This is a genomic window from Streptomyces fructofermentans, assembly GCF_014651055.1.
Classification (GTDB): Bacteria; Actinomycetota; Actinomycetes; order Streptomycetales; family Streptomycetaceae; genus Streptomyces; species Streptomyces fructofermentans.
Window position 1 is genome coordinate 33,430 of record NZ_BMWD01000038.1, and the last position, 22,699, is coordinate 56,128.

21 protein-coding genes and 2 pseudogenes are annotated in these 22,699 nt (G+C 71.7%); 11 read left to right on the plus strand and 12 right to left on the minus strand.

The window, feature by feature from the left end:
* Positions 1-116 precede the first annotated feature (116 nt).
* Both IE265_RS34310 and thpR read left to right on the plus strand, forming a co-directional pair.
* Entirely contained in the window at positions 117-497 is a 381-nt protein-coding gene (locus tag IE265_RS34310; RefSeq protein ID WP_190039678.1) for a DUF488 domain-containing protein, read from the plus strand.
* A 145-nt stretch (positions 498-642) separates the two neighbouring features.
* On the plus strand, positions 643-1,254 hold the full coding sequence (thpR, locus tag IE265_RS34315; RefSeq protein ID WP_190039679.1) for an RNA 2',3'-cyclic phosphodiesterase: 612 nt from the start codon (positions 643-645) through the stop codon (positions 1,252-1,254).
* A gap of 123 nt (positions 1,255-1,377) precedes the next feature.
* Here the strand turns inward: thpR and IE265_RS34320 are convergent, their stop codons facing one another.
* The 3 genes from IE265_RS34320 to IE265_RS34330 form a co-directional block, all read right to left on the minus strand.
* Positions 1,378-2,763, minus strand: a complete 1,386-nt coding sequence (locus tag IE265_RS34320; RefSeq protein ID WP_190039680.1) for an FG-GAP and VCBS repeat-containing protein — start codon at positions 2,761-2,763, stop codon at positions 1,378-1,380.
* A 481-nt stretch (positions 2,764-3,244) separates the two neighbouring features.
* Positions 3,245-4,603 (minus strand): tetratricopeptide repeat protein, encoded by a 1,359-nt coding sequence (locus tag IE265_RS34325; RefSeq protein WP_190039681.1) that lies wholly within the window; start codon positions 4,601-4,603, stop codon positions 3,245-3,247.
* 135 nt (positions 4,604-4,738) lie between these two features.
* Positions 4,739-5,773: an ArsR/SmtB family transcription factor gene (locus IE265_RS34330; RefSeq protein WP_190039682.1), complete on the minus strand. Its 1,035-nt coding sequence runs from the start codon at positions 5,771-5,773 to the stop codon at positions 4,739-4,741.
* Positions 5,774-5,895: 122 nt separating this feature from the next.
* On the opposite strand from IE265_RS34330, the gene IE265_RS34335 reads away from it, so the two are divergent.
* From IE265_RS34335 to IE265_RS34350, 4 genes are all read left to right on the plus strand, one after another.
* The gene (locus tag IE265_RS34335) at positions 5,896-6,408 is read left to right on the plus strand and encodes a DUF2690 domain-containing protein (RefSeq protein ID WP_190039683.1); all 513 of its coding nucleotides are present in this window, start codon (positions 5,896-5,898) and stop codon (positions 6,406-6,408) included.
* A gap of 336 nt (positions 6,409-6,744) precedes the next feature.
* Positions 6,745-7,578, plus strand: coding sequence for a PIG-L family deacetylase (locus IE265_RS34340; protein WP_190039684.1), 834 nt, complete (start codon positions 6,745-6,747; stop codon positions 7,576-7,578).
* A gap of 240 nt (positions 7,579-7,818) precedes the next feature.
* Complete coding sequence (locus IE265_RS34345) at positions 7,819-8,049, plus strand: DUF6332 family protein (protein ID WP_190039685.1); 231 nt, start codon at positions 7,819-7,821, stop codon at positions 8,047-8,049.
* 238 nt (positions 8,050-8,287) lie between these two features.
* Positions 8,288-9,118 carry an alpha/beta fold hydrolase gene (locus tag IE265_RS34350; RefSeq protein ID WP_190039686.1) on the plus strand — a complete coding sequence of 277 codons (831 nt, stop codon included), beginning with the start codon at positions 8,288-8,290 and terminating at the stop codon, positions 9,116-9,118.
* 522 nt (positions 9,119-9,640) lie between these two features.
* On the opposite strand, the gene IE265_RS34355 is transcribed toward IE265_RS34350, so the two are convergent.
* Together IE265_RS34355 and IE265_RS34360 are read right to left on the minus strand one after the other, a co-directional pair.
* Complete coding sequence (locus IE265_RS34355; protein ID WP_190039687.1) at positions 9,641-11,596, minus strand: zinc ribbon domain-containing protein; 1,956 nt, start codon at positions 11,594-11,596, stop codon at positions 9,641-9,643.
* Positions 11,593-11,895 (minus strand): recombinase family protein, encoded by a 303-nt coding sequence (locus IE265_RS34360; RefSeq protein WP_229916864.1) that lies wholly within the window; start codon positions 11,893-11,895, stop codon positions 11,593-11,595. Before IE265_RS34360 ends, IE265_RS34355 begins: the two co-directional genes overlap by 4 nt.
* 274 nt (positions 11,896-12,169) lie before the next feature.
* Between IE265_RS34360 and IE265_RS38770 the strand changes: the two are divergent.
* A pseudogene (locus IE265_RS38770) lies at positions 12,170-12,352 on the plus strand (alpha/beta fold hydrolase); the annotation flags it as partial.
* Between the two features lie 133 nt (positions 12,353-12,485).
* Here the strand turns inward: IE265_RS38770 and IE265_RS34365 are convergent.
* A complete protein-coding gene (locus IE265_RS34365; RefSeq protein ID WP_190039689.1) occupies positions 12,486-13,286 on the minus strand; it encodes a class I SAM-dependent methyltransferase in 801 nt (266 codons plus the stop codon).
* A gap of 295 nt (positions 13,287-13,581) precedes the next feature.
* Between IE265_RS34365 and IE265_RS34370 the strand changes: the two genes are divergently transcribed.
* Positions 13,582-14,016: a hypothetical protein gene (locus IE265_RS34370; RefSeq protein WP_190039690.1), complete on the plus strand. Its 435-nt coding sequence runs from the start codon at positions 13,582-13,584 to the stop codon at positions 14,014-14,016.
* 28 nt (positions 14,017-14,044) lie between these two features.
* On the opposite strand, the gene IE265_RS34375 is transcribed toward IE265_RS34370, so the two are convergent.
* The 3 genes from IE265_RS34375 to IE265_RS34385 form a co-directional block, all read right to left on the minus strand.
* The gene (locus IE265_RS34375; protein ID WP_229916856.1) at positions 14,045-14,836 is read right to left on the minus strand and encodes a hypothetical protein; all 792 of its coding nucleotides are present in this window, start codon (positions 14,834-14,836) and stop codon (positions 14,045-14,047) included.
* A gap of 218 nt (positions 14,837-15,054) precedes the next feature.
* Entirely contained in the window at positions 15,055-15,540 is a 486-nt protein-coding gene (locus IE265_RS34380) for a DUF5959 family protein (protein WP_308434841.1), read from the minus strand.
* 123 nt (positions 15,541-15,663) lie between these two features.
* Entirely contained in the window at positions 15,664-16,662 is a 999-nt protein-coding gene (locus tag IE265_RS34385) for an ArsR/SmtB family transcription factor (RefSeq protein WP_190039692.1), read from the minus strand.
* Positions 16,663-16,976: 314 nt separating this feature from the next.
* Between IE265_RS34385 and IE265_RS34390 the strand changes: the two genes are divergently transcribed.
* Both IE265_RS34390 and IE265_RS34395 read left to right on the plus strand, forming a co-directional pair.
* Positions 16,977-17,894 (plus strand): hypothetical protein, encoded by a 918-nt coding sequence (locus IE265_RS34390; protein ID WP_229916860.1) that lies wholly within the window; start codon positions 16,977-16,979, stop codon positions 17,892-17,894.
* 132 nt (positions 17,895-18,026) lie between these two features.
* Positions 18,027-18,473 carry a hypothetical protein gene (locus IE265_RS34395; RefSeq protein WP_190039693.1) on the plus strand — a complete coding sequence of 149 codons (447 nt, stop codon included), beginning with the start codon at positions 18,027-18,029 and terminating at the stop codon, positions 18,471-18,473.
* Positions 18,474-18,586: 113 nt separating this feature from the next.
* On the opposite strand, the gene IE265_RS34400 is transcribed toward IE265_RS34395, so the two are convergent.
* The 3 genes from IE265_RS34400 to IE265_RS34410 form a co-directional block, all read right to left on the minus strand.
* Entirely contained in the window at positions 18,587-19,159 is a 573-nt protein-coding gene (locus tag IE265_RS34400) for a dihydrofolate reductase family protein (RefSeq protein WP_190039694.1), read from the minus strand.
* A 373-nt stretch (positions 19,160-19,532) separates the two neighbouring features.
* Positions 19,533-19,820, minus strand: coding sequence for an antibiotic biosynthesis monooxygenase (locus IE265_RS34405; protein ID WP_229916862.1), 288 nt, complete (start codon positions 19,818-19,820; stop codon positions 19,533-19,535).
* A gap of 174 nt (positions 19,821-19,994) precedes the next feature.
* Complete coding sequence (locus IE265_RS34410; protein WP_190039695.1) at positions 19,995-20,279, minus strand: hypothetical protein; 285 nt, start codon at positions 20,277-20,279, stop codon at positions 19,995-19,997.
* 136 nt (positions 20,280-20,415) lie between these two features.
* Here IE265_RS34410 and IE265_RS34415 point away from each other — a divergent pair.
* Positions 20,416-22,573: pseudogene (locus tag IE265_RS34415) on the plus strand (TerD family protein).
* The last annotated feature ends 126 nt before the right edge of the window (positions 22,574-22,699 follow it).

Genomic DNA, 22,699 nt, shown 5'->3' on the forward strand with positions numbered 1-22,699 from the left:
AGTGGCAGGATGCGGGGCGACGGCCCTCCGCGCGCCGCGTTCCGACGCGAATCCGTCCGAGAAGGCCGCGACTCCGTCCGAGAGAAGGCCGCGGTTCCGTCCGAGAAGGGGGAGCGATGACCTCCGCCGCTGATTTCCGTGTACGTCGCGTCTACGAACCGCCCGAGGCGGACGACGGCCGACGGGTCCTGGTGGACCGGCTGTGGCCGCGCGGTCTGTCCAAGGAGCGGGCAGAACTCGACGAGTGGCTCAAGGACGTCGCTCCGTCGGGCGGCCTGCGCAAGGCCTATCACGCAGGGGAACTCGACTTCGAGGCATTCGAGGCCCACTACCGCGCGGAACTCGCGGAACCTGATCACGCGGCCGCGGTCGGTCACCTGCTCGACCTCGCGAGAGCCTCGGCCGTCACCCTCCTCACCGCCACGAAGGAGCCGGACCGGAGCCACGTCACGGTCCTCGTCGAGCATCTGAAGCAGCGGCCCGGACCCGGTCGGTGAGAGCGGTCGGCCCCGCGTCCGGAGCGGCCGTCGGAGGAGTCCCCGATCGGCGGTCGCCCCGGACGCCCCTGTCCGCGGCTCGAAAGCGGGCGGACACAGCCCCCGCCCGTCGGGTCCACCACCCGGATGCGGTACGAAGTCCGGTGTGAACGATCAGACCCAGCCGGCCACACTCCGTGTGTTCGTCGCCCTCGCCCCACCCGACGACGCGAAGCGGGAACTGGCCGAGGAACTGCGCCCCGCCTACGACTCGTACCCGCACATGCGGTGGAACCGGATCGAGGACTGGCACATCACGCTGGCGTTCCTCGGCGAGTTGCCGTCCGGGACGGTTCCTGTGCTGCGGTCGGCCCTCGCCGGCCTCGCGGCGGACCGCCGGCCGCTGGGCCTGGCGATGCGGGGGAGCGGGAGCTTCGACGACCGTGTGCTGTGGAGCGGGATCGACGGCGACCTCGACGAGCTGTACCGGCTCTCCGCCGATGTGCGCGGAGTCGTACGGGAGTGTGGTGTCGCGTTCGTGGAACGACCCCTGCGCCCCCATCTGACGCTGGCCCGCGCACGCCGCGGCGACCTGACATCGGCCGGCGAGATCGCCGAGGGGATCGCCGCGTTCAGTGGTCGCGGATGGTCCACCGAACGCCTTCACCTGGTCGGCAGCAACGCCGCGCGCGGCCGCGGACCGATCCACTACCGCGACATCGAGGCCTGGTCGTTCGGCGCCCGTGACTCCACCGGATCCCGACCCGACGTGCGGTGACTCCGGGCGGCGCGACCGGGGGGGCCGGCGCCGTGCGCGGGTCGCCCCCTCCTGGTGCCGGCCGGGGCCCGCACGGACCCCGGCTGCGGGGCGCGGCAGTGTCCGCCGCCGCGCCCGCGGGGCTCAGCGGAGGGACGAGCCGAACCGGGCCTCCAGGCCCGGCGTGCCGAGGCTCGCGGGGTTGAAGGTCGCGATGTTCTTCGTGACCGGGCCGTTCTTCGAGCCGCGCAGGACCCAGGCGGCGCCGGAGTCGACCTGCGGGGCGTCCTCCCACGGGGCGGCGACGATCAGGTCCGCACGGTTGTTGTTGTTCACATCGGCCAGCAGCACTTCCTCGCCGAACTGGTCGTCCCGCTCCGAGGCGCCCGGAACACCGGACGTGGACTGCGAGAACGCGAGCGCGCCGCTGCCCGTCGGGCCCTTCGGCCCGCCCTTGAGGAGCACCACGCTGCCCGCGCCGCGGGTCGACCCGATGGCCTCCCCCGGCACACCCACCGCGAGGTCCGGGTAGCCGTCACCGGTGACGTCGCCCGCGGCCAGCGCGCGGCCGAACTGGTCCCCGGTCTCATTGACGCCGGGCACTCCCGGGGTGTTCTGGGTGAGCTTCGTCGTGCGGGTGGACAGGCCGGAGGGCGATCCGAAGCGGATCTCGACCGTGCCCGGGAGGTTCGGGATGTCCTCGTGGCTCGTACCGAACTTGAACGTGGCGAAGTCGCCGTAGCCGTCGCGGTCGAAGTCGGCGATCACACCCTCCGAGGACGGGGTGATCGACCCGGGGATGCGGGTGACCGAGTTGTCCTTGCCGCCCTTCCACAGGCGTGTGCCGTGGCCGTGGTCCTCGAAGCCGTGGGTCGTGACGATGTCGTCGGCGCCGTCACCGGTCACGTCGCCCACGATGAAGTCGTAGCGGCCGTCCTCGTCGTCCTCGTCGAACGGGACGATCGTGCGGGACGCGGACGCGCCGGACCGGTCGAACGGGCCGAACTCCACGCCCACCACGCCGGTGCCGACGACCAGGTCGGCGTGCCCGTCACCGTTTACGTCACCGGCGGCCATGGGGCCGTTGTGCGCGGGGAGCGACAGGGCGACAGCCTCCTTGAGGCCCGCCGCGGAGCCCCACATGATGAACGTCGGACCGTTCTCGGAACCGATGGCGAGATCCGTGTAGCCGTCGCCGTCGAAGTCACGGGCGGCGCTCGTCCGGCCGAAGGAGTCGTAGTCCACGACGTCACCGGGCACACCCGGGGTCCCCCTGTTGATGACCTGGGGGTGGGCCGTGTCGGTGCCGGCGGCCGATCCGTACAGGACGGTGGCGTATCCGGCGTCGTCCCGGCCGGAGACGGTGGCGGCGGGCGCCGTGAGGACGAGGTCCGCATAACCGTCGGCGTTGAAGTCCGTGACCGGTACGGGCGCGGCGGGAGCGGCCCCGGCCGTGCCGGTGGAGGACACCGCGCCGGTCACGAGAGCGGTGACCGCGATGGCGATGGGAAGGGAACGGCGCACGGACATGCCTCCGGGAACGAGCTGGTGAAACAACTGACAAACACATGACGAACAACCCCGCCTTTGGGTTGTACGCGCTCTGGAAGTTATCCCAACGGGCGGGGGGCGACGCGGGCCGGCCGGTGGCGCGCGCCCCGAAGGGCGCTCGGACGCCGGGCCCGCCCGCACATCACCTGTGCGGTGCGGTCTCCCGTTCGATGTGTGACAGCTCGACGGGATGGCGTACGGCGTACATGCACGTGAGGGGACCGCCGGTGACATGTACAGCCATCAAGGTGTCGATCCCGTCGTCGAGCCGCAGTACCAGCGCCGCGCGGGGTGTCCGTGGATCCGCACCGGCCGGAGCGGAGCCGCCGGGCCGAGGCCGCCGGCCCGATCCCGACGGCCCTGCGGAACGCGTCGAGCACCTGCCGGGTCCCGGCCGCTGCGGCGACCGCGTGCGGATGCCCGTGGTCCGCCGCCCGTCCGTCGCCCGCGGGAGGCGGCTTCAGAACGGGGGCACATCGTCGGGGACAGTGGGTCGTACCGGCTCGACCGGCACGGGCGCGCGCCGCCGAAGCAGGGCCACGGCGTCCTCGACGCGGCCGGCGTCGAGGAGATACCGGGCCAGGACGCCGCTGTTGTCGTCGCCATGCTGTTCGAGGACGGTGAGGGCCTCCTCCACGCGGCCGGCGTCCGCGAGCAGTCCGGCCAGCGGCCGGGCCGCGTACCAGGTGGTGCCCTCGGGATGGGCCCGTGCCTGCGCGATCGCCTCCTCGCGCAGACCGCACGCGCTGAGGAGCGGGAGCCGCATCCGGAAGAAGTCCCAGTCCTCCCCGCCGTGGCGTGCCTTGAGGGTGTCGAGGTGGGCGAGGCCCTCCTCGGCGCGGCCCTGCTCGGCGTAGAGGGTGCACAGCGTGTCGACGAGCCAGTCCTCCGCGCCGCCCGGCGAGTCGACGAGCGCGCGCATCACCGTGATCGCCTCGTCGCCCCGGCCGTGCCGTGCGAGGAGCCGGGAGAGGTGCACGGCTCCGTGGCTGCGGGGTGCCTGCGCGTCCCCCGGATGCCGGAAGACCGCGATGGCGCCCTCCACGTCGCCACGCTCCTCCAGCACCTCCGCCAGGCGCTCCGCCGCGTGGCCGTGGTGCTCGACCGCCGCGTACGTCCGCAACTCCTCGATCCGGTCGTGCCGGGCCAGCAGGTCGGCCAGTCGGTCGCGGTTGTCGACCGAGGTGGTGTCCCGGGTGTGCAGCAGCGCGACCGCCTCGTCGACGAGGCCCTGGCGTTCACGTATCGCGGCGAGCAGCTCGACTGCGTTGAAGGGCTCGGTGGTGCGGTTCGTGCACGAAGGATCGCCGCAGCGCGGCCGCCCGCCGAGGCGCGGGGTCAGCAGGGCGGCGGCCTCCTCGTCCAAACCCGCGCTCTCGGCGGCGTCGACCAGCGCGGCGGCCAGGAACCAGTCCTCGACATGCGGGCTCAGCAGGGCGAAGGCCTCGCCGCCCCGTCCGTGCCGGGAGAGCAGGCGGGCGAAGAACTCCAGCGCCGACCGCTTCTCGGCCTCCGCGTGCGGGCGCACCAGCGCGATCGCCTCGTCGGCCCGTCCCCACTCCTCCAGCAGCTCGGCCGCGGTCGCGGCGGCCTTCCACCAGCCCGTGGCGAGGTACGGGGCGAGCACGTCCATCGCCTGCGCCTGCCGGCCCCGCCCGCCCAGCAGCTGTGCCTGCGCACGCGCGCAGAACCAGTCCCCGAGACCGGCCTGGCGCTCGACCTCGTCGGTGTGGCCGAGTTCGAGTAGTCGCGAGACCAGGTGCGGGGGAATGCAGCCGGAGAGCGTGCGGGTCCGGTGGTCAAGATCGTCGGCGTCCATGGGGGCGCACCTTAGGGCCCGCCACCGACATCGGTACTCCGGCCGGACGCCGGCCCGGTCGTGGCACCGCCCCGAGGGTCCGCCGGGCGGCGGGGCCGTTCACGGGTCAGGCGGACGCGGAGGCGCGTAGTCGCTTCACGGGGCGGAGGTGTGCGGGGCGGGAGCGGCTGGGCCCGGAGCGGGCGCGGAGCCACGTCTCGCCCCACGCAGCAGCGCGGCCCCCAGCGGAGTCAGCGTGTGCAGCACGTGGGCGGCCATGCGCTCGGTCGCGATGAGCCCCGCGTCGCGCAGCGCGCGGGTGTGGAAGCTGACGGTCGTCGGCGACACCCCGGCCGCCCTGGCGGCCTCGGTCGAGGTCGCGCCCTGCGCGGACGCGAGCAGTACGGCCGTCCGTGTGCGGCCGAGCAGCACGTCGAGGGCGGGCTGCCCTTCGTCGCGTTCCGGGTCCGGCCGGGCCTTGTGGAGCAGGGGGTACACCAGCACCGGGGGGAGTCCCGGGTCCGCGAGCGTCACCGGGCTGTGCCAGATGAAGTACGACGGGAGGAGCATCAGGCCCCTGCCGTCCAGGCGCAGGTCACCGCCCACCATGTGGTGCTCGACCTCCAGCACGGGGGGCCGCCACCTCATGCGCGGCGCGAGGCTGGCCAGCAGGCCCTCGGCGCCGCCGTCGAGGAAGGCGCGGGCGCGCACGGCCCGGTCCGCGTCGATGCGGGCCTGCATCAGCTCCTCGTACGGCTTGACGGCCGCCTCGTGGTAAGCCCGTAAGGCGTCGGTCAGGGTCCTGCGCTGCTCGGGCTCGGCGAGGCGCGGCAGCCAGGGGTGGCGGGCCGCGCCCGCGACCAGCGACACCTCCCGGAGCACCCGGTCCCGCGGCGTCGCCAGAATCGCGTCGAGGCCGGCGGCAAGGCCCTCCTGTGCCTCCGGGGGCGTCAGGAAGTCGGGGTAGTAGGCCGCGCGCGGGAAGGCGGGGAGCAGCAGGGACCTGACCGTGGGCGCGAGGCCGGACTCGGTCAGCCGCTGTGCCGCCGACCGGTACCAACCGGAGTACGCCCACCTGCCGCGGCGGGTCTGGAAGCGGTGCAGGCTCGACGCGATCTCCCACAGCGGGTCGGGCCGGGATGCCAGGCGGGTCCGGGCGAGGTCGACCTCGGTGAAGTGGATCCGGAGCAACGAATTCTCCCTCGCGGCCTGCGCACTTCGAGCCTGTTCGCAGAGTCTGGGGTCCGCTGTGACCCGCTGGCAAGATGGCGGCCGTCCGCAGCCGCGGACGATGACGGATGGGGGGCGATTCCGTGCAACGAGTACGTGTCAAGGCGGCGATGAGCGCGCTGACCCTGATGGCGGCGACGGGCGCAGTGTGGCTCGGTCTGGCGACACCCGCCCAGGCGGCCACCTGCTCCTGGTACTCCGGTCAGACTGGGACCTCTTCCAACTGCGACAACAAGGACCCCGACGTCCTGGCGTGCGGCTCCGACGGGCAGACGATCTACTCCACGCGCCTGAAGCGCAGTTACGACGGCGCGCTGAACGGTCCGCTGCTCGAACTGCGTTACAGCCCGAGTTGTCGCACGGTGTGGGGGCGCCTGACAGGTGCCTGGGGCACCGACTACGACCAGGCAGGCTGCACCGTCACCGTCCACCGGAACTCGGACGGCCAGGAGTACTCGCGCAAGCCGGCGTTCGGGGCCACGAATGCCACCGTGTGGTCGAACACCGTGTACGACGCCGGCGTGACCGCGTACGTGAAGGCGTACTGCGACACGGGACCCGGCTACCAGTACAACGGGCAGACGGCCAGCTACTGAGAAGCCGGCCCTGCCCGCCCGGGGAGCGGGGTCCGAGAGGCTCCGGTCCGGGCGGTCCTCCATGTACGCGGCTCGAGGGCGGCGGCCCCTCGGCGGCTCGGCGGTGCGAACCGTACCGGGCGTGCCGAGGGGCCCTGTCGTGTGCCCTGCGCTGTGATGGTTCCCGGCGCTTGCCGGGAACAGCAGGTCCGGTCGGCAGTGTTGAGCGACCGAGGGTCCGGCGCCGCACGCGCGGGGACCGCTGGGTCGCCGCCCCGACAGGAATCGGGCCCTCGGTTCCGCGGTGTGCCCGCCGCGCGTTCCGACCGCTACGGATTTCTGCAGAAGGACTGTTCCATGACTGACCGGCCCCTGACCTTGATGGCAGTGCACGCCCACCCCGACGACGAGGCCACCGGGACCGGAGGGGTCCTCGCGCGGTACGCGGCCGAAGGAATCCGTACGGTGCTGGTGACGTGTACCGACGGCGGCTGCGGTGACGGACCGGGAGGTGTCAAGCCGGGCGACCCCGAACACGACCCGGCCGCCGTTGCCCTGATGCGCCGTCAGGAACTCGAGGCCAGTTGTGAAGTGCTGAAGATCAGCGATCTGGAGATGCTGGACTACGCCGACTCCGGGATGATGGGCTGGCCCAGCAACGAGGCCCCCGGAGCCTTCTGGCAGACCCCCGTGGAGGAGGGCGCCGCCCGGCTCGCGGAACTCATGCGGCACTACAGGCCCGATGTGGTCGTCACCTACGACGAGAACGGCTTCTACGGTCATCCGGACCACATCCAGGCCCACCGCATCACGATGGCGGCGCTGGAGATGATCGAGCCGGATCCCAAGGTGTACTGGACGACGATGCCCCGCTCGATGATGGGGCGGTTCGGCGAGATCATGCGCGAGTTCGGCGAGGACATGCCGGAGCCGGATCCCGCCGAGGCCGCCGAGATGGCCAAGATCGGGCTGCCGGACGACGAGATCACCACGTGGGTGGACACCACCGCGTTCAGCGGCCAGAAGTTCGACGCTCTGGCGGCGCACGCCAGCCAGGGCGAGAACATCTTCTTCCTCAGGATGGGCAAGGAGCGGTTCGGCGAGTTCATGGGCGTCGAGACCTTCGTACGCGTCCAGGACGCCACGGGTGCCGCCCTGCCCGAGAACGATCTCTTCGCCGGACTGCGCTGAGCAGCCTGCGGGACCGGCACTCCGCGGCTGTGGTCGGCGGCCGTCCCACTGCGTGATCCAGGGTGCCGGTGTCCGCCGGAACGGAAGCCCGCCCCGGCCGGCCGATCGGGTCACGCGGGGGCGGGCCGACGGGCACTTCCGGGTGGCGGACGTCGAGGGGCCCCTGTCCGAGAGGTCGCGTGACAACTTCCGGGCGTGGCTTGCCGCTTGCCGACCAGGTCCCTCGGGAACACTCGACCCATGAGGGGACGCAGAACCCAGGCCCAGCGGGACGAGGCCACCGTGGAGTCCGTCTACGTTGCCGCGTCCGCGCTCGTTCTGGCGATGGCCGCTTGCCTCGTGGTGGCCAGTCCCGTCCTGCTCTTCGACGCGGTCCATGGTGAAGCCGGACGCACACTCGTCGTCCTCGGCAAGGCGGTCGGAGCGGTCGTCTTCGTCGCGCGGCTGGTTTCGGGCCTGCGGGGCCACTGAGAGGTGGCGTGCGATCGAGCGGAGGGCTGCCGGGCGCAGCCCCGGCTCGGCCCACGCCACTGCCTCGGCCGCGGGTCCGCGCCGTCGAAGTGAGCACTGGTCGTTTTGGGTGTAATGTCGCGAAAGGTCTTGGTCGCGGCACTGGAGGCCGGTGACAGGCACAGCCCGCCGACTCCGCGACCCGACCGAAGCAACCCACGGCCAAGCCTCGATCCGGCGTGAAGCGGAGGGATCTTCCATGGGCACAGTCACCACGAACGACGGCACAAGCATCTTCTACAAGGACTGGGGCCCGCGGGACGCTCAGCCCATCGTGTTCCACCACGGATGGCCGCTCAGCGCGGACGACTGGGACAACCAGATGCTGTTCTTCCTCGAACAGGGCTACCGGGTGATCGCCCACGACAGGCGGGGGCACGGTCGCTCCACGCAGAGCGCGACCGGCCACGAGATGGACACCTACGCCGCTGACGTGGCGGCGCTCACCGATGCGCTGAATCTGCACGACGCCGTCCACATCGGCCATTCGACCGGTGGCGGCGAAGCCGCGCGGTACGTGGCACGCGCGAAGTCGGGCAGGGTCGCCAAGGCCATCCTCGTGGGGGCGGTGCCGCCGATCATGGTGAAGTCGGAGGCCAACCCCGGCGGCCTGCCGATCGAGGTGTTCGACGGCTTCCGCAAGTCGCTGGCCGCCAACCGGGCGCAGTTCTACATCGACGTGGCGTCCGGCCCCTTCTACGGGTACAACCGTCCCGGCGCCGAGACGTCGCAGGGGGTCGTCGACAACTGGTGGCGGCAGGGCATGCAGGGCGCGGCCAACGCGCACTACCTGTGCATCAAGGCGTTCTCCGAGACCGACTTCACCGAGGACCTCAAGCAGATCGAAGTGCCGGTGCTGGTCGCGCACGGCACGGACGACCAGATCGTGCCCTACGAGGACTCCGCGCCGCTGTCCTCCAAGCTTCTGAAGAACGGCCGCCTGAAGACCTACGACGGGCTGCCGCACGGCATGCTGGCGACCCATCCCGACGTGGTCAACCCCGACCTGCTGGCCTTCGTGAAGGAGTAGACCGGCCGTCACGAATCGTTCGAACCGGTCGGCGCGAGTCGGTCGCACCGGCCGGCGAACGAACGCGGAGTGAGCAGGCACGAGCGACCGGGAGGCCACACCTCCCAAGACGTACGGCGCAGCGGCCCGGACACCGTCCGGGCCGCTGCGCCGTCGTGAGCCCGGCTTCGGGGGCGCGGCGTACGACAGTGCCGGGCGGCCGTGTTCGCGCCCGTCGACCATGCCGGCGCGGGCTCCGCGGGCAACTGCTCCGGCCCGGTGACGGCAGCCTTCACCCGGTCGGACAGTTCCGTGCCGCCTCGGCGATGGCGTGCGGGCAGTGTCGGCAGCAATCAGCCTCCACGACCTGGAAGAGTGGTCTGAAGCCCGTTCGACTGCCCAAGCTCGCGTCCCTGGCCGTCCTGCTGCCCGCCGCGGCCCTCATATCCGCCGGCCCGTCCCTGGCCTCCGAGAGCGGAGGCCATCCCGAACCGCATGAAGGCACCAAGCCGACCGTCGTGCTGGTGCACGGAGCGTCTCTGATCAGCTGAGCGATTCCGCGCGGACCGTGAGATTCGGCGCGGGTTCTGCCCACCTGGGCGGGGAAGCGTGAGCGTGGAGATGGAATCCCGCGCCCAGTGCTGCTCCGCGTGGCCGGTGTCGGCTGGTGGTGGGTGTCCTGATCGTGGTCACGCTCTGATGCCGGTGGGCTGCGCGAGGCAGCCGGGTCCGGTCCGTTGGTGCGTGTCCCTCCGGACGCTGACCGGCACGGCCGAGGGGCCGCGTCGGGGAGGGAACCTCACGTCGCCCGGGCGTGAGGCGGGTGGCTCGTGGCCGGGTGGGGCCGGTCTTCGACCGGTCCGTCCGGTGGGCCTTCGGGGGAGTCGTGATGACGGACTTGGCTTCCATCGCGTCCACCACGGTGCGGATCACCATGGCGCCGCTCGTGTGGTCCACAACGGTCTTGGTCTGGTGGGCGAGACCGCGTGCGGCAATACGTCGCCATGCGCCCTGGTCCCGGTCACCCTGCCAGCCGCATCCGGGGCAGATGGCCCACTTCCAGCCCGGCACGGTGGGCCGGTCCGGTGCCTTGCGGTGGCGGAGCGAGGTCAGACACGCGGGGCAGTGCTTGGAGGTGTTGCGCGGCGGCACAGTGACTACGGCCATTCCGACTTCGGCGGCGAGGTGGCGCATGTGGTCGGCGATCTGCCCGCGCACCGTCTGCGAGAGGCGGGTGTTCTGGGTGCGGTCCATGCCACTGGCTTCCATCGACCGCAGGTCTTCCAGGTAGATGACCGTGGCCCTGGCCGCGACAGCTTGGTCCACTGCCCAGCGAGCGGCAGACCATGCCAACGCGTCATTGAGGTTCGAGCGGCGCGCAGAGACGCGCCGGATCTCCTCCGCCAGGGTCGCCGCTCTGCTGTCCAAAGAGGGGTCGGCGAGCCGGTCGTAGTGGTCGCACTTGGCGTGCAGACGCTCCGAGATTCGACGCAGCCGGTACTGCTTGGCCAGCACACCAGCGGCCCGGAACTGCGCGCCTGCCCCGAGATGGCTGATCTGTCCCTCGTCCTGCATCCTGGCCGCGCCCGCGCTGAGAAGGGTGTTCAGGCCCCAGTCCACGCCGAGCGCGACCGTGTGGCCGGTGCGCTGGATCTTGGGCACTGGGTGGGTGTGGGCGAGATCGGCGCGTACCTTCCCGCCCGCGATGCGCAGGGTGGGCAGGTGGATCACCGCGTTCGCCGGAACCGTGGGCGGCAGCGTGATCGAGCACTCGACCCAGGTCCAGTCACGGTATGTCTGCGGGCTTGGCCGAGTGGGGAGTTGCAGCCGCAGCAGGCCCTTCGTCGGCTCGATCGCGGACCGTTCGATGGTGGCCTGCTGCCTGTCGCACGCTGCGAGGAGCAACAAGCGGGCCACGCGTGGTGTGGGTTCCAGCTCGAACACGTCGACCGGACGACGGCCGTGGTTGCGCTCGAAGGAGGTGATCTGCCGGGTGCGGGAACGGATGATGCTGGACGGCAGGTGCTCGCCGCCCGGTATCGCGGCACGCACCGCGTCCCACTCCTCGCCGGTGCGCTTCTTCGGGTCTTCGGGCCAGACGGACAGCACACCGGCCACCAGATCGGCGCGCCACTTTACCGACCGCAGTGCACGACCCGCCTGCTCCTGCGCCATGCGCACGATCCGATCGTTGACCTTCACCTTGCAGGAGACCGTCCAGCCCAGGCGGCGCAGTGCCATCCACGCGTTTGACGGCAGCTTCCGGCCGCCCGGGTCCTGCCCCCCGGCCAGCTCATCCACGTCAGTGGTGTTCCAGTGTCCGGCCAGCAGCGCGCCGGTCATCCCGGCCACCAGGTCAGCACACCAGCCCACCCGTTCCGCCAGAGCGGCACATGTGAGGACTTCGCCGGTCTTCTCATCCACGCCCGACCGGATCAGGACGCGGGCGCAGGCGGTGCGGCAGGTCTCGCCCTCAGCCAGGGGCAGCTTCCGGCTCACGCAGCGCCGCCTTTGTCGCCGCTCTGGCCGGACTCGGCCAGCAGCCGCTTACGGTTCTCCGCATCACGCATCGCATCGAACCGGGCCGGCCGGTCCTCATGCGTGACGCGCAGGACAGTGACAGAGCCGTCAGCTACCATCGCCAACACCCGTTTCAAACCACGACGGTTCTCCTTCAGACCCAGACCCGAGCCACGATCCTGGACGATTCTGACGACCTCGCCCGTCGAAACGGCCCGCAGCCCGGCCTCCTGCATCTCCAGCGAGGACTCCCGCCCGGACGAGCCGGACACGCGCACATACAGCAACTCCGCACGCGGGCGCGAAGTTGAAGAGTCTGCCGCGCTTCATGTTCTCCACATCAACCGAGGAGAACCGGCGCTCACAACCGACCGACATGAAGGGAATCCTGCCGTCCAACGCCCACCGACGAAGCGTCATCGGGTCCATCCCGAGACGCTCCGCAGCCTTGGACAGACGCAGCAACCTCATGTCCGCAACCATACGGTGCACAACACCAGCGATGAAAAATGAAGTTGGGGATCCGGGGCCGACGCTTCTGGCTGGAACGAGATCAGCGAGAGCCTTCAGGCCCAGGGCTATCCCGTGGTCGCCACCGCGAACCCGCTGCGCAGCCTCACCAGCGACGCCGACTAGCTGGCCGCCCGGCTGAGGTCGATCAAGGGGCCGATCGTCCTCGTCGGCTACTCCTACGGCGGGGCCGTGATCACGAACGCGGCCGCCGGCAACCCTGACCCCGCTCGACCTGCCGATGGGCCTCCCGACGTGCCCGGGGGCCCCACCGGCAGGCTTGGGACCTTGCAATGGGCGTGTGGACGCAGCTCGTTGAGCCGGCCCAGGGTTCGAGAGCCGGATGCCCCGCGGGGGTTCAGGGCCGCCGGCCCCACGCCATCACCATGCCGGGGCCGAGTTCGGCGGCATGAGGGGAGGCCAGGTAGGACACGGCCTCGTCGATGACCGCGGAGTCCACCCGCCCGGTGTCCTCCAGCGCGGGCCGCATCCGGTTCCACGTCTCGGACCAGAAGCGGGCCAGCGGACCACCCGCGACCAGCGGCGGGCACACGAGTTCCGCCGCCACGTCCTGAAGGCCCTCCTCGCGCAGGAAGTGCGGGTACGCCGGACCCGAGGACGTGTCGGTGCCGATCGTCGACCGCAGCGCCTGCCACATGGCGTCCATGGTCCGCCGGTAGGCCGAGGAGGTGTCCAGGACGTTCGGCAGTTCCACGGCGTCGGCGAGCACCAGCAGGCCGCCCGGATTCAGCCAGCCGGCCAGGCGCGAGATGAGCCGGCGGCGCTCGGGCAGGTGCATCAGCACGAATCTGGTGTGGATCAGGTCGAAGCCGCCCAGCCGCAGGCCCTCGTCCCGGAGGTCGGCGGTGACCAGCCGCAACCGAGGGTCCGCAGGGCCCTCCAGACCGCCGGTGTCCCGGTCGAGGGCGACCACCTCCGCTGCGCCGGCCTCGTCCAGCAGCCAGCGCACCACCGTCCCGGTACCGGCTCCCACGTCCAGACAGCGACTGCCGGGCCCGACGCCGAGGGCGCGCAGACGGCGTGTGGTCAACGGGTCGTACACCAGCGCGGCCGCGTCGATGCGTTCGGATTCCTCGGGGTGTTGCGGCTCGAACAGGTCCTTGCCGTAGTCGCCGCCGGACACCGTGGGGCCGGTCACGGCCGGTCCCCGGTGTCGGTCCCTGCGCTACGTCCAATGCGAATCGGTGCCATGAAACGTCCTGACGCGTGGAGGTCGGGCCGTGTCCAGCGTGGCAGCTTTCGGACCCGGCCGCAGACCGCGCGGACCTGACACCGGGCCCGCCGCGTGCCGCCCGTGACGGGGGAGCCCGCCCTCACCCGCAAGTCGGGACCGCGTCCACGGGCGACCATGGCGACTGCCCGGCCAGACCCTATGATCATTCCGCTCCTGCGCCCGCTGTGGGCACCGATGCCGCGGAGACAGGCCGAGAACGATGACGAGTCCCCGCAAGGCCCCCTGGATACTGGCTCGCTTCGCACAGGCCGCGATCGCGGTGGTCGCCGTGGCGGACGTCCTCCGCGTGATGGCGGTCCGGGACCACTACCCGCAGAACACCGGCGCGTCCCAGCGCACGTCCGCATTGGCCTCCACGGTCTTCGTCAACCTGATGGCTCTCGCGATCGTGCTGTTCCTGGCCTGGCTGGACCGGGCGGGGCGCGGACTGCGCGCTGCGGGAGTCGGCTCTCGCCTTCGCGAGCGGTGCGACGGGCGCACCGCCTCCGAGCGGAACTCCGCGTCGCGGTTCATGACTCCGCGGGCCGGGCCCGGGGCCGGCCTCAGGGGACGGCAGATCGTTGGAGTGCGGAAGGCCCCGCCGGAGCGGGGCCTTCGCGGTGCGGTCGGGCGGGGACCGATGTACAGGTCCTGAACGCCCGACCGACCCGGTTGACGTCGGCTCAGTTCACGTCGACGTAGTCGCCGGTGGAGTTGCTCGCACCGGTGGTGGTGTTGCCGCTGTAGCGCCAGCGCCATGTGCCGTCCTGCGAGGCGGTCACGGTGGTCTTGAGGTGTCCGCTGCTGTTGGCGGTCACCGACTTGACCGTGGTGTACGTGCTGGAACCGGCGGGCTTGAACTGCAGCTTCACCAGTCGGCCGCCGTAGTTGTCGTAGCGGTGTTCGCTCCAGTTGGCGCGCTGCACGGTGCCGGTGACGGTGATCGGCTTGCCCTTGGTGACGGGCTCCGGAGTGGCGTTCGCACTCTGGATGCGCGAGGCACGCTGGAGGCGGACCGTCGGGGAGAGCAGGTCGGTGTCGTAACCGCCGCCCTTCTTGATGGCCGTGCCGAGCGTCTTCCACGTGCTGGCGTCACTGTTGACGAGGTTGTTGCCGTTGCCGCCCGGCATGTTGTCCGGGTCGACGGTCATCGTCTCGTCGCAGTCGCGGAAGGTGTAGCCCCCCGCCGAGGAGGTCCGGCAGCTCCACCGGGTCGTGAAGACCGCGAGCAGGTACTCGTTGGACCCGTAGGTGCCCCGGTACGCCTCGACCCACCAGCTGTCGAGCGCCACCTTGCTCTTCACCGTGTACGTCAGCGGAGCCTCGACCTCGGCGCTGATGCCGACGACGATGGGCTTGCCGTTGTTGATCACGATGTTCGAGAACGAGACGTCGCTCTCGGCCGCGTGCGCGGCGGGGGCCGTGAGCCCCACGCCGGCCAGCGCCATGCCGCCGGCCAAGGCCGCGGCGGCCATGCGCCGCAGGGTCACCGGTCTGTGCCGCGGTGCCGCGGCAGCTGATATTGAAGTGATCAATCCCCACCCCTGAATCGAGTGTCTGTGCGCGGGGCGATTGCCCGCCGCGGGAACTCTAGATCATCCGCGGAAGGCGACCGGCGCCGCTCCACCTGCCGGAACGGGCCGCGGTCTGCTCGGCGGGACGGGAGGACGACAGGCCTTCGCGCCGGCGGCCCTCACGGCCGCTTCCGGCGTCCTGGACGGCGGCTGGCGGCCCCGTGGACCGGGCACGGGCGGCGCGGACGCGTCGGACCGATCGGCGATCGGGCGCGGGCACGGTGCCTTGCCGTCCGGGCGGTCCGGACGCGCCGCAGCCCTTCGCGGTGCTCGTCGGACCATTCGTCGGGCAGGCGTACCAGGACCCGGACGGACGACCCGGACGCGGCAGCGTCCGCCACCACGAACACGGCGGACCCGGCCCGACCGGACTGCTCGAACCGGATCTCGGGATTGCGCCCGCCGTTCATCCAGACGGCGTCCCGCCCGCCCGCGAGCGCCTCCACGGCCTCCGACCAGCGCTCCAGGTCGTCCGGCGCCATGCGGCCGTACTGCTGTCCTCGCCCACGCCCGCTCCCCGTTCTCGCAACGACCGTCGCCGCCATGCCCGTGTGTCGGCACTCGCCCGGACGGGGCGTCGCGCCAGGAGTGCCTGGTCCGCTCATCGACGATGTGGGACGAGTGGGACCGCCGAGCCGTCCTCAGTGACCGGCACGGGTGTCGGCGACCTGCCCGCCGGGCGCCGGCCCGGACTCGCGGGTAGGAGCGGAAGCCGCGTGCACGGCCGGCTAGCGCGCCGCCCGTTTCGAGGCCGCGTTGGACGTGAGCAGCGCGGTTCCCAGTGGGGTGAGGGTGTGGAGCACCCGGTTGTGGTGCCGGGTGGAGACGATCAGGTCCGCCTCGCGCAGTGCCGTGGTGTGCTGGCTGGCGGTCGGCGGGGTGACACCGATGCGGCGGGCCAGTTCGCCGGTGGTGCAGCCGTCCTCGATCACGCGCAGTGCGGCGGCCCGGGTGGATCCCAGCAGTCGGCTCAGCGTGCCGTCGGGGACGCGGTCGGCCGACCGGGTCCCCCAACCGGGCGGCTGGGCGATGGGGTAGACGAGGACGGGCGGGAGTTCGGGGTCGATCAGGGTGACGGGGGTGCGATGGCAGAACACGGAGGGCACCAGGAGCAGGCCCCGGCCGGCGAGGTGGAGGTCGCGGTCGACGGGGTAGTCCGCTTCGAGCACCGGTGGGGACCATCGGAGGGTCGGGCGCAGGCTGCGCAGCAGTCCGTCGGTGCCGTGGTCGAGCAGGGCGCGGGCGCGTACGGCCCGGTCCGCGTCGATCAGGGACTGGAGGCGCGTCCAGATGGGGGCCAGTGCGGCCCGGTGGTAGTTGCGCAGCGCCTCGCCGAGTTCGGCGAGGGTGTTGCGGTCGCCGTCGGCCAGCGGGCGGGCCCAGCCGGGCGGACCGGGCAGGACGGCCAGGTCCTGGCGCAGTCGCCGGCGGGGCGTCGACAGAGTCGCCTCGATGCCGCTGGCCAGGTCGGGGGCCGTCTGCGGCGGCGTGAGGAAGTCGGGGAAGTCGCCCACGGGAGGCGCGAGGTAGCGGATCAGTCTCGACTGCGGCCCGGGCAGGCCGCGTAATCGGGTACGGGTCTGCGCCCGCCACGGGCCGAACACCGCCCTGCCTTCGGTGCGGGCCAGCTGACTGGCGCTGAGCACGATCTCCCACATGGCGTCCGGCCCCCTGGCGACCCGCACCCGGGACAGGTCGTCCGCCGTGAAATGCACCCTGAGTCCCATGATTCCCCCTACGCGTCCGGCTCTCCTCCACATTTTCGACGCCCCGCACGACCCCTGAGCGGCCTCTTTTGGCCAAGGTGAAACGTTCTTGTAGGAGCACGGCGCACCACGCGACGCTGGGGGCGGCAGAACGGGATGCGGCTCGGGCCGGCCCTCGTCCTCCCGGGCCCCGCCGGAGACTGCGGGACCGGGAGACGACCGGCGGGGCTGGCCCGTGACCGACGGGTGGGGGACGACGGCAGTCGGGGCCGCCCGGAGGGACGGGAGCGGCAACGGGGAGTGGGACCCACGAGGTTGAAGGGGGATTCGGGTCCATGGGACGTGTGCTCATGTCGATGTGCGCGGTGATGGTTGCCGCCTCGGTCGTCGTCACCGGATGCAGTGATGACGGCGGTCGGGCGCGGCAGGCTTCGGACGAGCGGCCGCCGGCACTGACCTGGCAGCAGGAACTGCGGGTCACCGACGCGCAGCAGCGTCTGACGAAGCAGTGCATGAAACGCCATGGCTTCGCCTACTCCGAGGACCGCGGCCTGTCACTTCGGGAGAGCCGTCCCGTGCGGTACGTCCAGGACGACGTCGCGTGGGCCCGGACGTACGGCTACGGCAGCCGCATCGAGGCGAGGAGCGCGCGGGAGCGGGAGCGCAACCCCAACGGCACGTACCGGCAAGGCCTTTCGGCTCCGAGACGCGCGGCCTTCGACGTCGCCCTGGACGGCGGCGAGGGAGCCCGCATGCTCACGGCCCCACTGCTCGGGGGAGGGGAGATCCGCAAACGCATCGGGGGCTGTACCGAGGAGGTCGAACGCAGGCTCTACGGCGACCCGGCCGAATGGTTCCGCACGGGCAAGGTCGTCACGAGCCTGAACTCCCTTTACGGCGAGCGGCTCATGAAGGACCGGGCGCTCACCGCGGCGGTACGGGCGTGGTCCCGCTGCATGAGGAAGGCGGGGCAGCCCCACGAGGACCCGCAGGCGGCCCGCGATGCCGTGCGGGCCGACACCGGCCGGCTCGGAGCGGCCCGCGGCGACGAGGCGTTCGCCGCCGAGCGCCGGACGGCCGCCGCGGACGCGACCTGTGCTCGCCGCACCTCCCTGCGGGCCGTGGCCACGGCCCGGGAGGCGTACTACGTGGACCGGTTGCGCGACCGGTTCGGCAAGGACATCGACACCTACCGGCGCCTGGGCCACCGGGCCTACGACCGGGCGGTGCGCATCGTTCCGGAGCGCGACTGACCACAGCGCGCGACGGACCGCCGGACGCCGAGGGCGCACCGGCCGACCACGGCGGCACCCGGGGGCCGGCCCCGCCGACCGCCGCCGTACGGATACGAACACCGAGGCACCACCAACGAGGGGAAGACGAACATGCGCAAATTCACCGTCGCGGCCGCGCTCCTGGGGCTCACCGCCCTGGGGGTCGCCGTGCCCGCCACGACGACCCAGGCCGCCGAGAGCGGCGTCACCGGCCCCGTGTGCGACAGCAAGTGGGGTGCGCGCAACGGCAACATGTACGCCTGGGACGGCTTCGACTGCCAGGGCACACTGCTCATCAGCACCCCGGGCAGCAACTCCAACTGGGGCGGCGCCAACGACAGGGCCTCCTCCGTCATGAACCGCGGGTTCACCGGCAGCTACGCCATCGTCGAGTTCTACTACCTGGCGGGCTACACCGGTGGGGAGACCTGTCTCTACCCGGGCGAGCTGTACGCCGACGACCTGTCCGACAACACGTTCACCAACGGCCAGACGGTGAACAACAACATCAGGTCCCACCAGTGGGTGAACGGCGGCTGCGGAGCCACCCTCACCTGATCCATGCGACCGTCGATCCGCAGGACCCTTGCGGGCGGCCCGGGACGACGCTCCCGGGCCGCTCCGCCGTGTGGGCGCACCGGTGCGCACCCGGCCGGGCCGGGGCGGGCCGGTCAGGTGTTCAGGACGCGGTACCTCAGATGGGTCACCGACCCGGTGACGGGTGGCCCTGCCGGGGTCAGCTCGGTCCGCTCCCCGGCGAAGAGCGGAGTGCCTGCTCCCAGCAGCAGGGGGACGAGGTGGAGGCGCACCTCGTCGAGCAGTCCTGCCACGAGCAACTGCCGGGCGGTCTGCGCGCCCAGCACCAGGACGTCCTTGTCCCCTGCGGCATCCTCGGCACGCCGGGCCGCGGCGTGCAGCCCGTCGAAGACGAACATTCCTCCGTTGGCGCCGAGCATGTTCTCCTGGGTGCGGTGGGTGACCACGAAGGTGGGTACGCCGGGCCACGGCGTACCTCCCCAGGGGCCCACGCCGAGGTCGAAGGTGCGTCGGCCGACGATGACCGCCCCCACCGCCGCGTCCACCTCCTCGCGGACGCGGACGTCCACCTCGCCGCCCGGTCCGCTCCCGGCCATCCACGCGTGCAGCCGCTCGCCGCCGTCCCCCATGGGCTCGGCCTCCCGGACGTTCGGTCCGGCCGTGAACCCGTCGAGGGACACCGACACGTCGAGCACCACCTTGCCCATCGCAGGTCCCTTCCGTTCCGCCATTCGTACGCCGACCCCGAGGACCCGGGCCTTCCCGTGAGGGGCGGGCGCGGGCGGCGCGGCCGGAGTGCCGACAAGACCGGTCGCACTCCAGCCTGGGCCATGGACCGGACAGGTGCCCGCGGAGCGGGAGAACGCTCGGGCGATCGAGTGGCGGACCCTTCGCGGCACGCCGGGGGACACCGGGAGACGCCCATGGAACTCAGCCCCGCGTCGCCGCCGCGGGAGGGGGAGCCGAGCCCGGTGGCGCCGCGTGCGCCGGACGTGCGCTTCGCCCCGTACCTGCCGCGATGGCGCCGGCCTCCCGGCCTCCGGTGTGCGCGGGATCGGCCCGCCGCGCACCCGGCCCGCGTCAGACGGCCAGGGACGCCTGTGTGAAGTGCCGTACGTGAAGGGGCTCCAACAGGTACTCGTCCTCGCCCGGGAGTACGACGGGCTGGTCACGCCAGTGCTCACCGGCAAAGCCGACCAGGTCCTGCTCGCTGCGCCAACGGCTCACGTACAGCAGGGAGTCCGGGGGTGCGACCAGCACCTCGTGGTCCAGCAGGCCCGGATGGCGGCCGGGGAACCCGCGCACCGCGGAGACGATCAGCTCGCGGAACTCCTCGAAACGTTCAGGACGTACGTGTGCCTCACTCACCCTGACGATCATGTCCGACACAGTGCCACACAGGCGCCCGCGGTGAGGCGCTTTCCTCCGGCGCGTGACGTGGTGGTCGCGGGACGACACTCGGCCCGTGCGCCGGGGCGGCCTCCCCGACCGTCCTTCAACCGCCGCACGCACCGCCCCGGTCGGCGTTCCGGGCGCCCCGGGTCAGATCCACTCCCACGCGGGATCGAAGTCAGGGTGGTCCGACCAGCGCTTGGCCGCCGTCGCCAGGCAGAAGTGCTGCACGCGGACACTGCTCTCGGCCGACGCCTCGGCGGCCCCGGAAATCAGCGACACAAGGTCGGTGAGGGCCTGCGCGGACCTGTACTCGTCCGTGTGGGCGTGCGAGCTGCGCGCCAGGTCGCGAGCACGGTCCTGGATGAATTGCGCGAGCTCCCGCACGTCCTCCAACGTCGGCTGATGACTGCGTGGGTATCCGGTGTCGGCCATGCGGCGAGCCTACTCGTCCGGGCGTGACACGCCGGCGTCGGTTCGGGGAGGGCAGCGGAAGCGAGCGGACCGTCGGGCGAACCGCTCCATGAAAACCCCCGTGCGTCGGCTCGCGCACCTCTGCGACCATCTCCGGATGGTCCACAGTCTTGAACCGCTGCTCGTCCGGCACACTCACCGACTCTCCTCTCCCAAGGGCACCGCCGGTCAAGGCGCCGCCGCCGCGCGGCAGTTCGACGCGGCCCTGACCTCCGTGGGCTTCAAGCTCTCGGCCCGGTTGCTGGAGCGGCTGTCGGGGCTGTCCGAGGCCGCCGTCCTGCACACCGCCAGGCGGACTCTGCGCACCGTGGGCGAGATGGTGGGCGACCACGTCCAGCACAACGCGTACTTCATCGACTTTCCGGCGAACGTGCCGGACACCGAGGAGTTCTGGACGCGGTGCGTGGTGAAGGCGCTCGCCGACGACTCGTCGCGCGAGAACGTGCTCGGCCAACTGGCGCACGGTGTGCTGAACCTGCTCAGCCTTCCCACGTACGGCCGTTACCAGCACACGTACGAGGAGATGCTCGCGGCGCAGGACGAACTGATCGAGTCCGCCGGCGACCGGGTGACCGTCCTGCACCTGGGACGGGACCTGGACACCGAACTGGCGGACCTCTACCTTGCCCTGGCGGGCAGCACGACCCCGCTGGGGGACGAACACCTGCTGGACCTCAGGGCACTTGCCGAGCGGTGCGCGCTCGGACCGCAGCCGGACGCGATCCCGGTCCGGGAGAACCGGGCAGTCGTCAACGAGGCCCGTCTCGCGGTCGGCGCGGACCTCCTGCTGGACACCGTCACCGATGTGCTGCGGCTGGCCTGCGCGCTCTCGGGCGGCGACGTGACGCTGCGGGAACCGACCCGCTTCCGGTCCCTCCCGCGGCCGGTGCGCCGTGCGCTGCTCGCGGGCCTGGACGCCGTCGTCGCGGCGAACCCCGCCAAGCTCGCGGACGTGCACGCGCACCGCGAGCCGTTCAAGCGACTCGGTGAGCGTCTGCACCCGCACGAGTACCCGCGCTGGCCGCACGCCGCCGACGTGTTCGCCGTGGCGCGGGGTGAGAGGGAGGCGAGGTCCTTCGACAGCCGGGTCGAGGAGAGGCTCGACGAGTTCGACGTCCGCGGCGCGGTGCGGATTCTCGAGTCCGCCCCCGGCAAGCTGTTCCGCGCCCTGGACCTCCTGCTGCGCATCGCAGCCGACCAGGAGGAGCGGGACGCGGTGGTGGCCGCCGCCGTCAGGATCGCTCCCGACGTCTCCGGGCGGGTCCTGCTGTCCGTCCGCGAGCACTTCCACAACCGGGGGCGGGAGACCGGCGAACCCCGCATCTTCATCAACGGACGCGGACGTGGCTGGGTCGCGGAGGACGACCGGCCGCCCGTGCCCGCCGCCGTGCGCGACCCGCTGATCGCCGCACTCGACGCGGAGATGCGCGGCAGGCTGCCGGCGCCGGACCGGCTGCTCCTGGATCCCGAAGTGCTCGACGTGGCCCTCCCGCTCAGCGGCCGGGCTCGGTGTCCTGCCGAGAGGGTCCGTATCCGCCGTCGACGGCGAGCAGTTGCGCTTCTTCGTGTACTGGAGGGAAAGCGGGCAGCGGACCGACTACGACCTCGCCGCGCTGCTGCTCAACGCCGACTACAGCACCGACTCCTGGCTGTCCTACACGTCCCTCAAGGCCGTCGGGGGCGAGCACTCGGGCGATGTCACCGAAGCGCCCGAGGGTGCCTCGGAGTTCATCAACCTGGCCCTGGACCGGGTGCGCGGCACCTTCATCGTCCCGCAGGTCAACATCTTCGCGGGTGAGGGCTTCGAGGAGGTCGAGGAGTCGTTCTTCGGATTCATGGTGCGTGACGGCGAGCAGAAGGGCCGTCCGTTCGAGCCGCGGACCGTACGGATGAAGTCGGAGCTGCGCGGGCAGGGCAGGGTGGCGCTGCCGCTCGTCTTCAGGCGTGACGACGACGGTCGGTGGAGTGCCAAGTGGCTGCACCTGTATCTGAAAGGCCTCTCGTCGGACAACCGGGTCGAGGACAACCAGATCTCGGTCGCCAAGGTGGTGCGTGCCGTCGTGGAACGCGAGCAGCTCACCGTGCGGTACCTGGTCGACCTGGTGACCGGCGGCGACACGGTCGTGCGGTTGCTCGACGGCGGGCCCGTGCCGCAGGAGCCGGTGACGTACATCGGCCTCGAACGGCCGGAAGGGCTGCACCCGGACTCCCGGGTCATCACCCTCGAAAACCTGCGCGACTTGATCCCCGGCTGAGTGCTAGCGTTGCCGACGGCGAGGCCATGGAAGGGCTTCCTTCTCAACTCCTCTTGCACAAGTTCTTCCGCTTTCCTCGCCCTCGACATCGCTTCGGGCGGTGCCCGCGCCTACCGCGCGGGCACC

Coding starts and splice junctions, on each gene's coding strand:
- IE265_RS34320 (WP_190039680.1), bottom strand. CDS start 2,763: ATGTCCGTGCGCCGTTCCCTTCCCATCGCCATCGCGGTCACCGCTCTC.
- IE265_RS34380 (WP_308434841.1), bottom strand. CDS start 15,540: ATGAGCGGACCAGGCACTCCTGGCGCGACGCCCCGTCCGGGCGAGTGC.
- IE265_RS34345 (WP_190039685.1), top strand. CDS start 7,819: ATGAGGGGACGCAGAACCCAGGCCCAGCGGGACGAGGCCACCGTGGAG.
- IE265_RS34410 (WP_190039695.1), bottom strand. CDS start 20,279: ATGGCCGACACCGGATACCCACGCAGTCATCAGCCGACGTTGGAGGAC.
- IE265_RS34375 (WP_229916856.1), bottom strand. CDS start 14,836: ATGGCCGCCGCGGCCTTGGCCGGCGGCATGGCGCTGGCCGGCGTGGGG.
- IE265_RS34385 (WP_190039692.1), bottom strand. CDS start 16,662: ATGGGACTCAGGGTGCATTTCACGGCGGACGACCTGTCCCGGGTGCGG.
- IE265_RS34400 (WP_190039694.1), bottom strand. CDS start 19,159: ATGGGCAAGGTGGTGCTCGACGTGTCGGTGTCCCTCGACGGGTTCACG.
- IE265_RS34325 (WP_190039681.1), bottom strand. CDS start 4,603: ATGGACGCCGACGATCTTGACCACCGGACCCGCACGCTCTCCGGCTGC.
- IE265_RS34390 (WP_229916860.1), top strand. CDS start 16,977: ATGGGACGTGTGCTCATGTCGATGTGCGCGGTGATGGTTGCCGCCTCG.
- IE265_RS34350 (WP_190039686.1), top strand. CDS start 8,288: ATGGGCACAGTCACCACGAACGACGGCACAAGCATCTTCTACAAGGAC.
- IE265_RS34395 (WP_190039693.1), top strand. CDS start 18,027: ATGCGCAAATTCACCGTCGCGGCCGCGCTCCTGGGGCTCACCGCCCTG.
- IE265_RS34310 (WP_190039678.1), top strand. CDS start 117: ATGACCTCCGCCGCTGATTTCCGTGTACGTCGCGTCTACGAACCGCCC.
- IE265_RS34340 (WP_190039684.1), top strand. CDS start 6,745: ATGACTGACCGGCCCCTGACCTTGATGGCAGTGCACGCCCACCCCGAC.
- IE265_RS34370 (WP_190039690.1), top strand. CDS start 13,582: ATGACGAGTCCCCGCAAGGCCCCCTGGATACTGGCTCGCTTCGCACAG.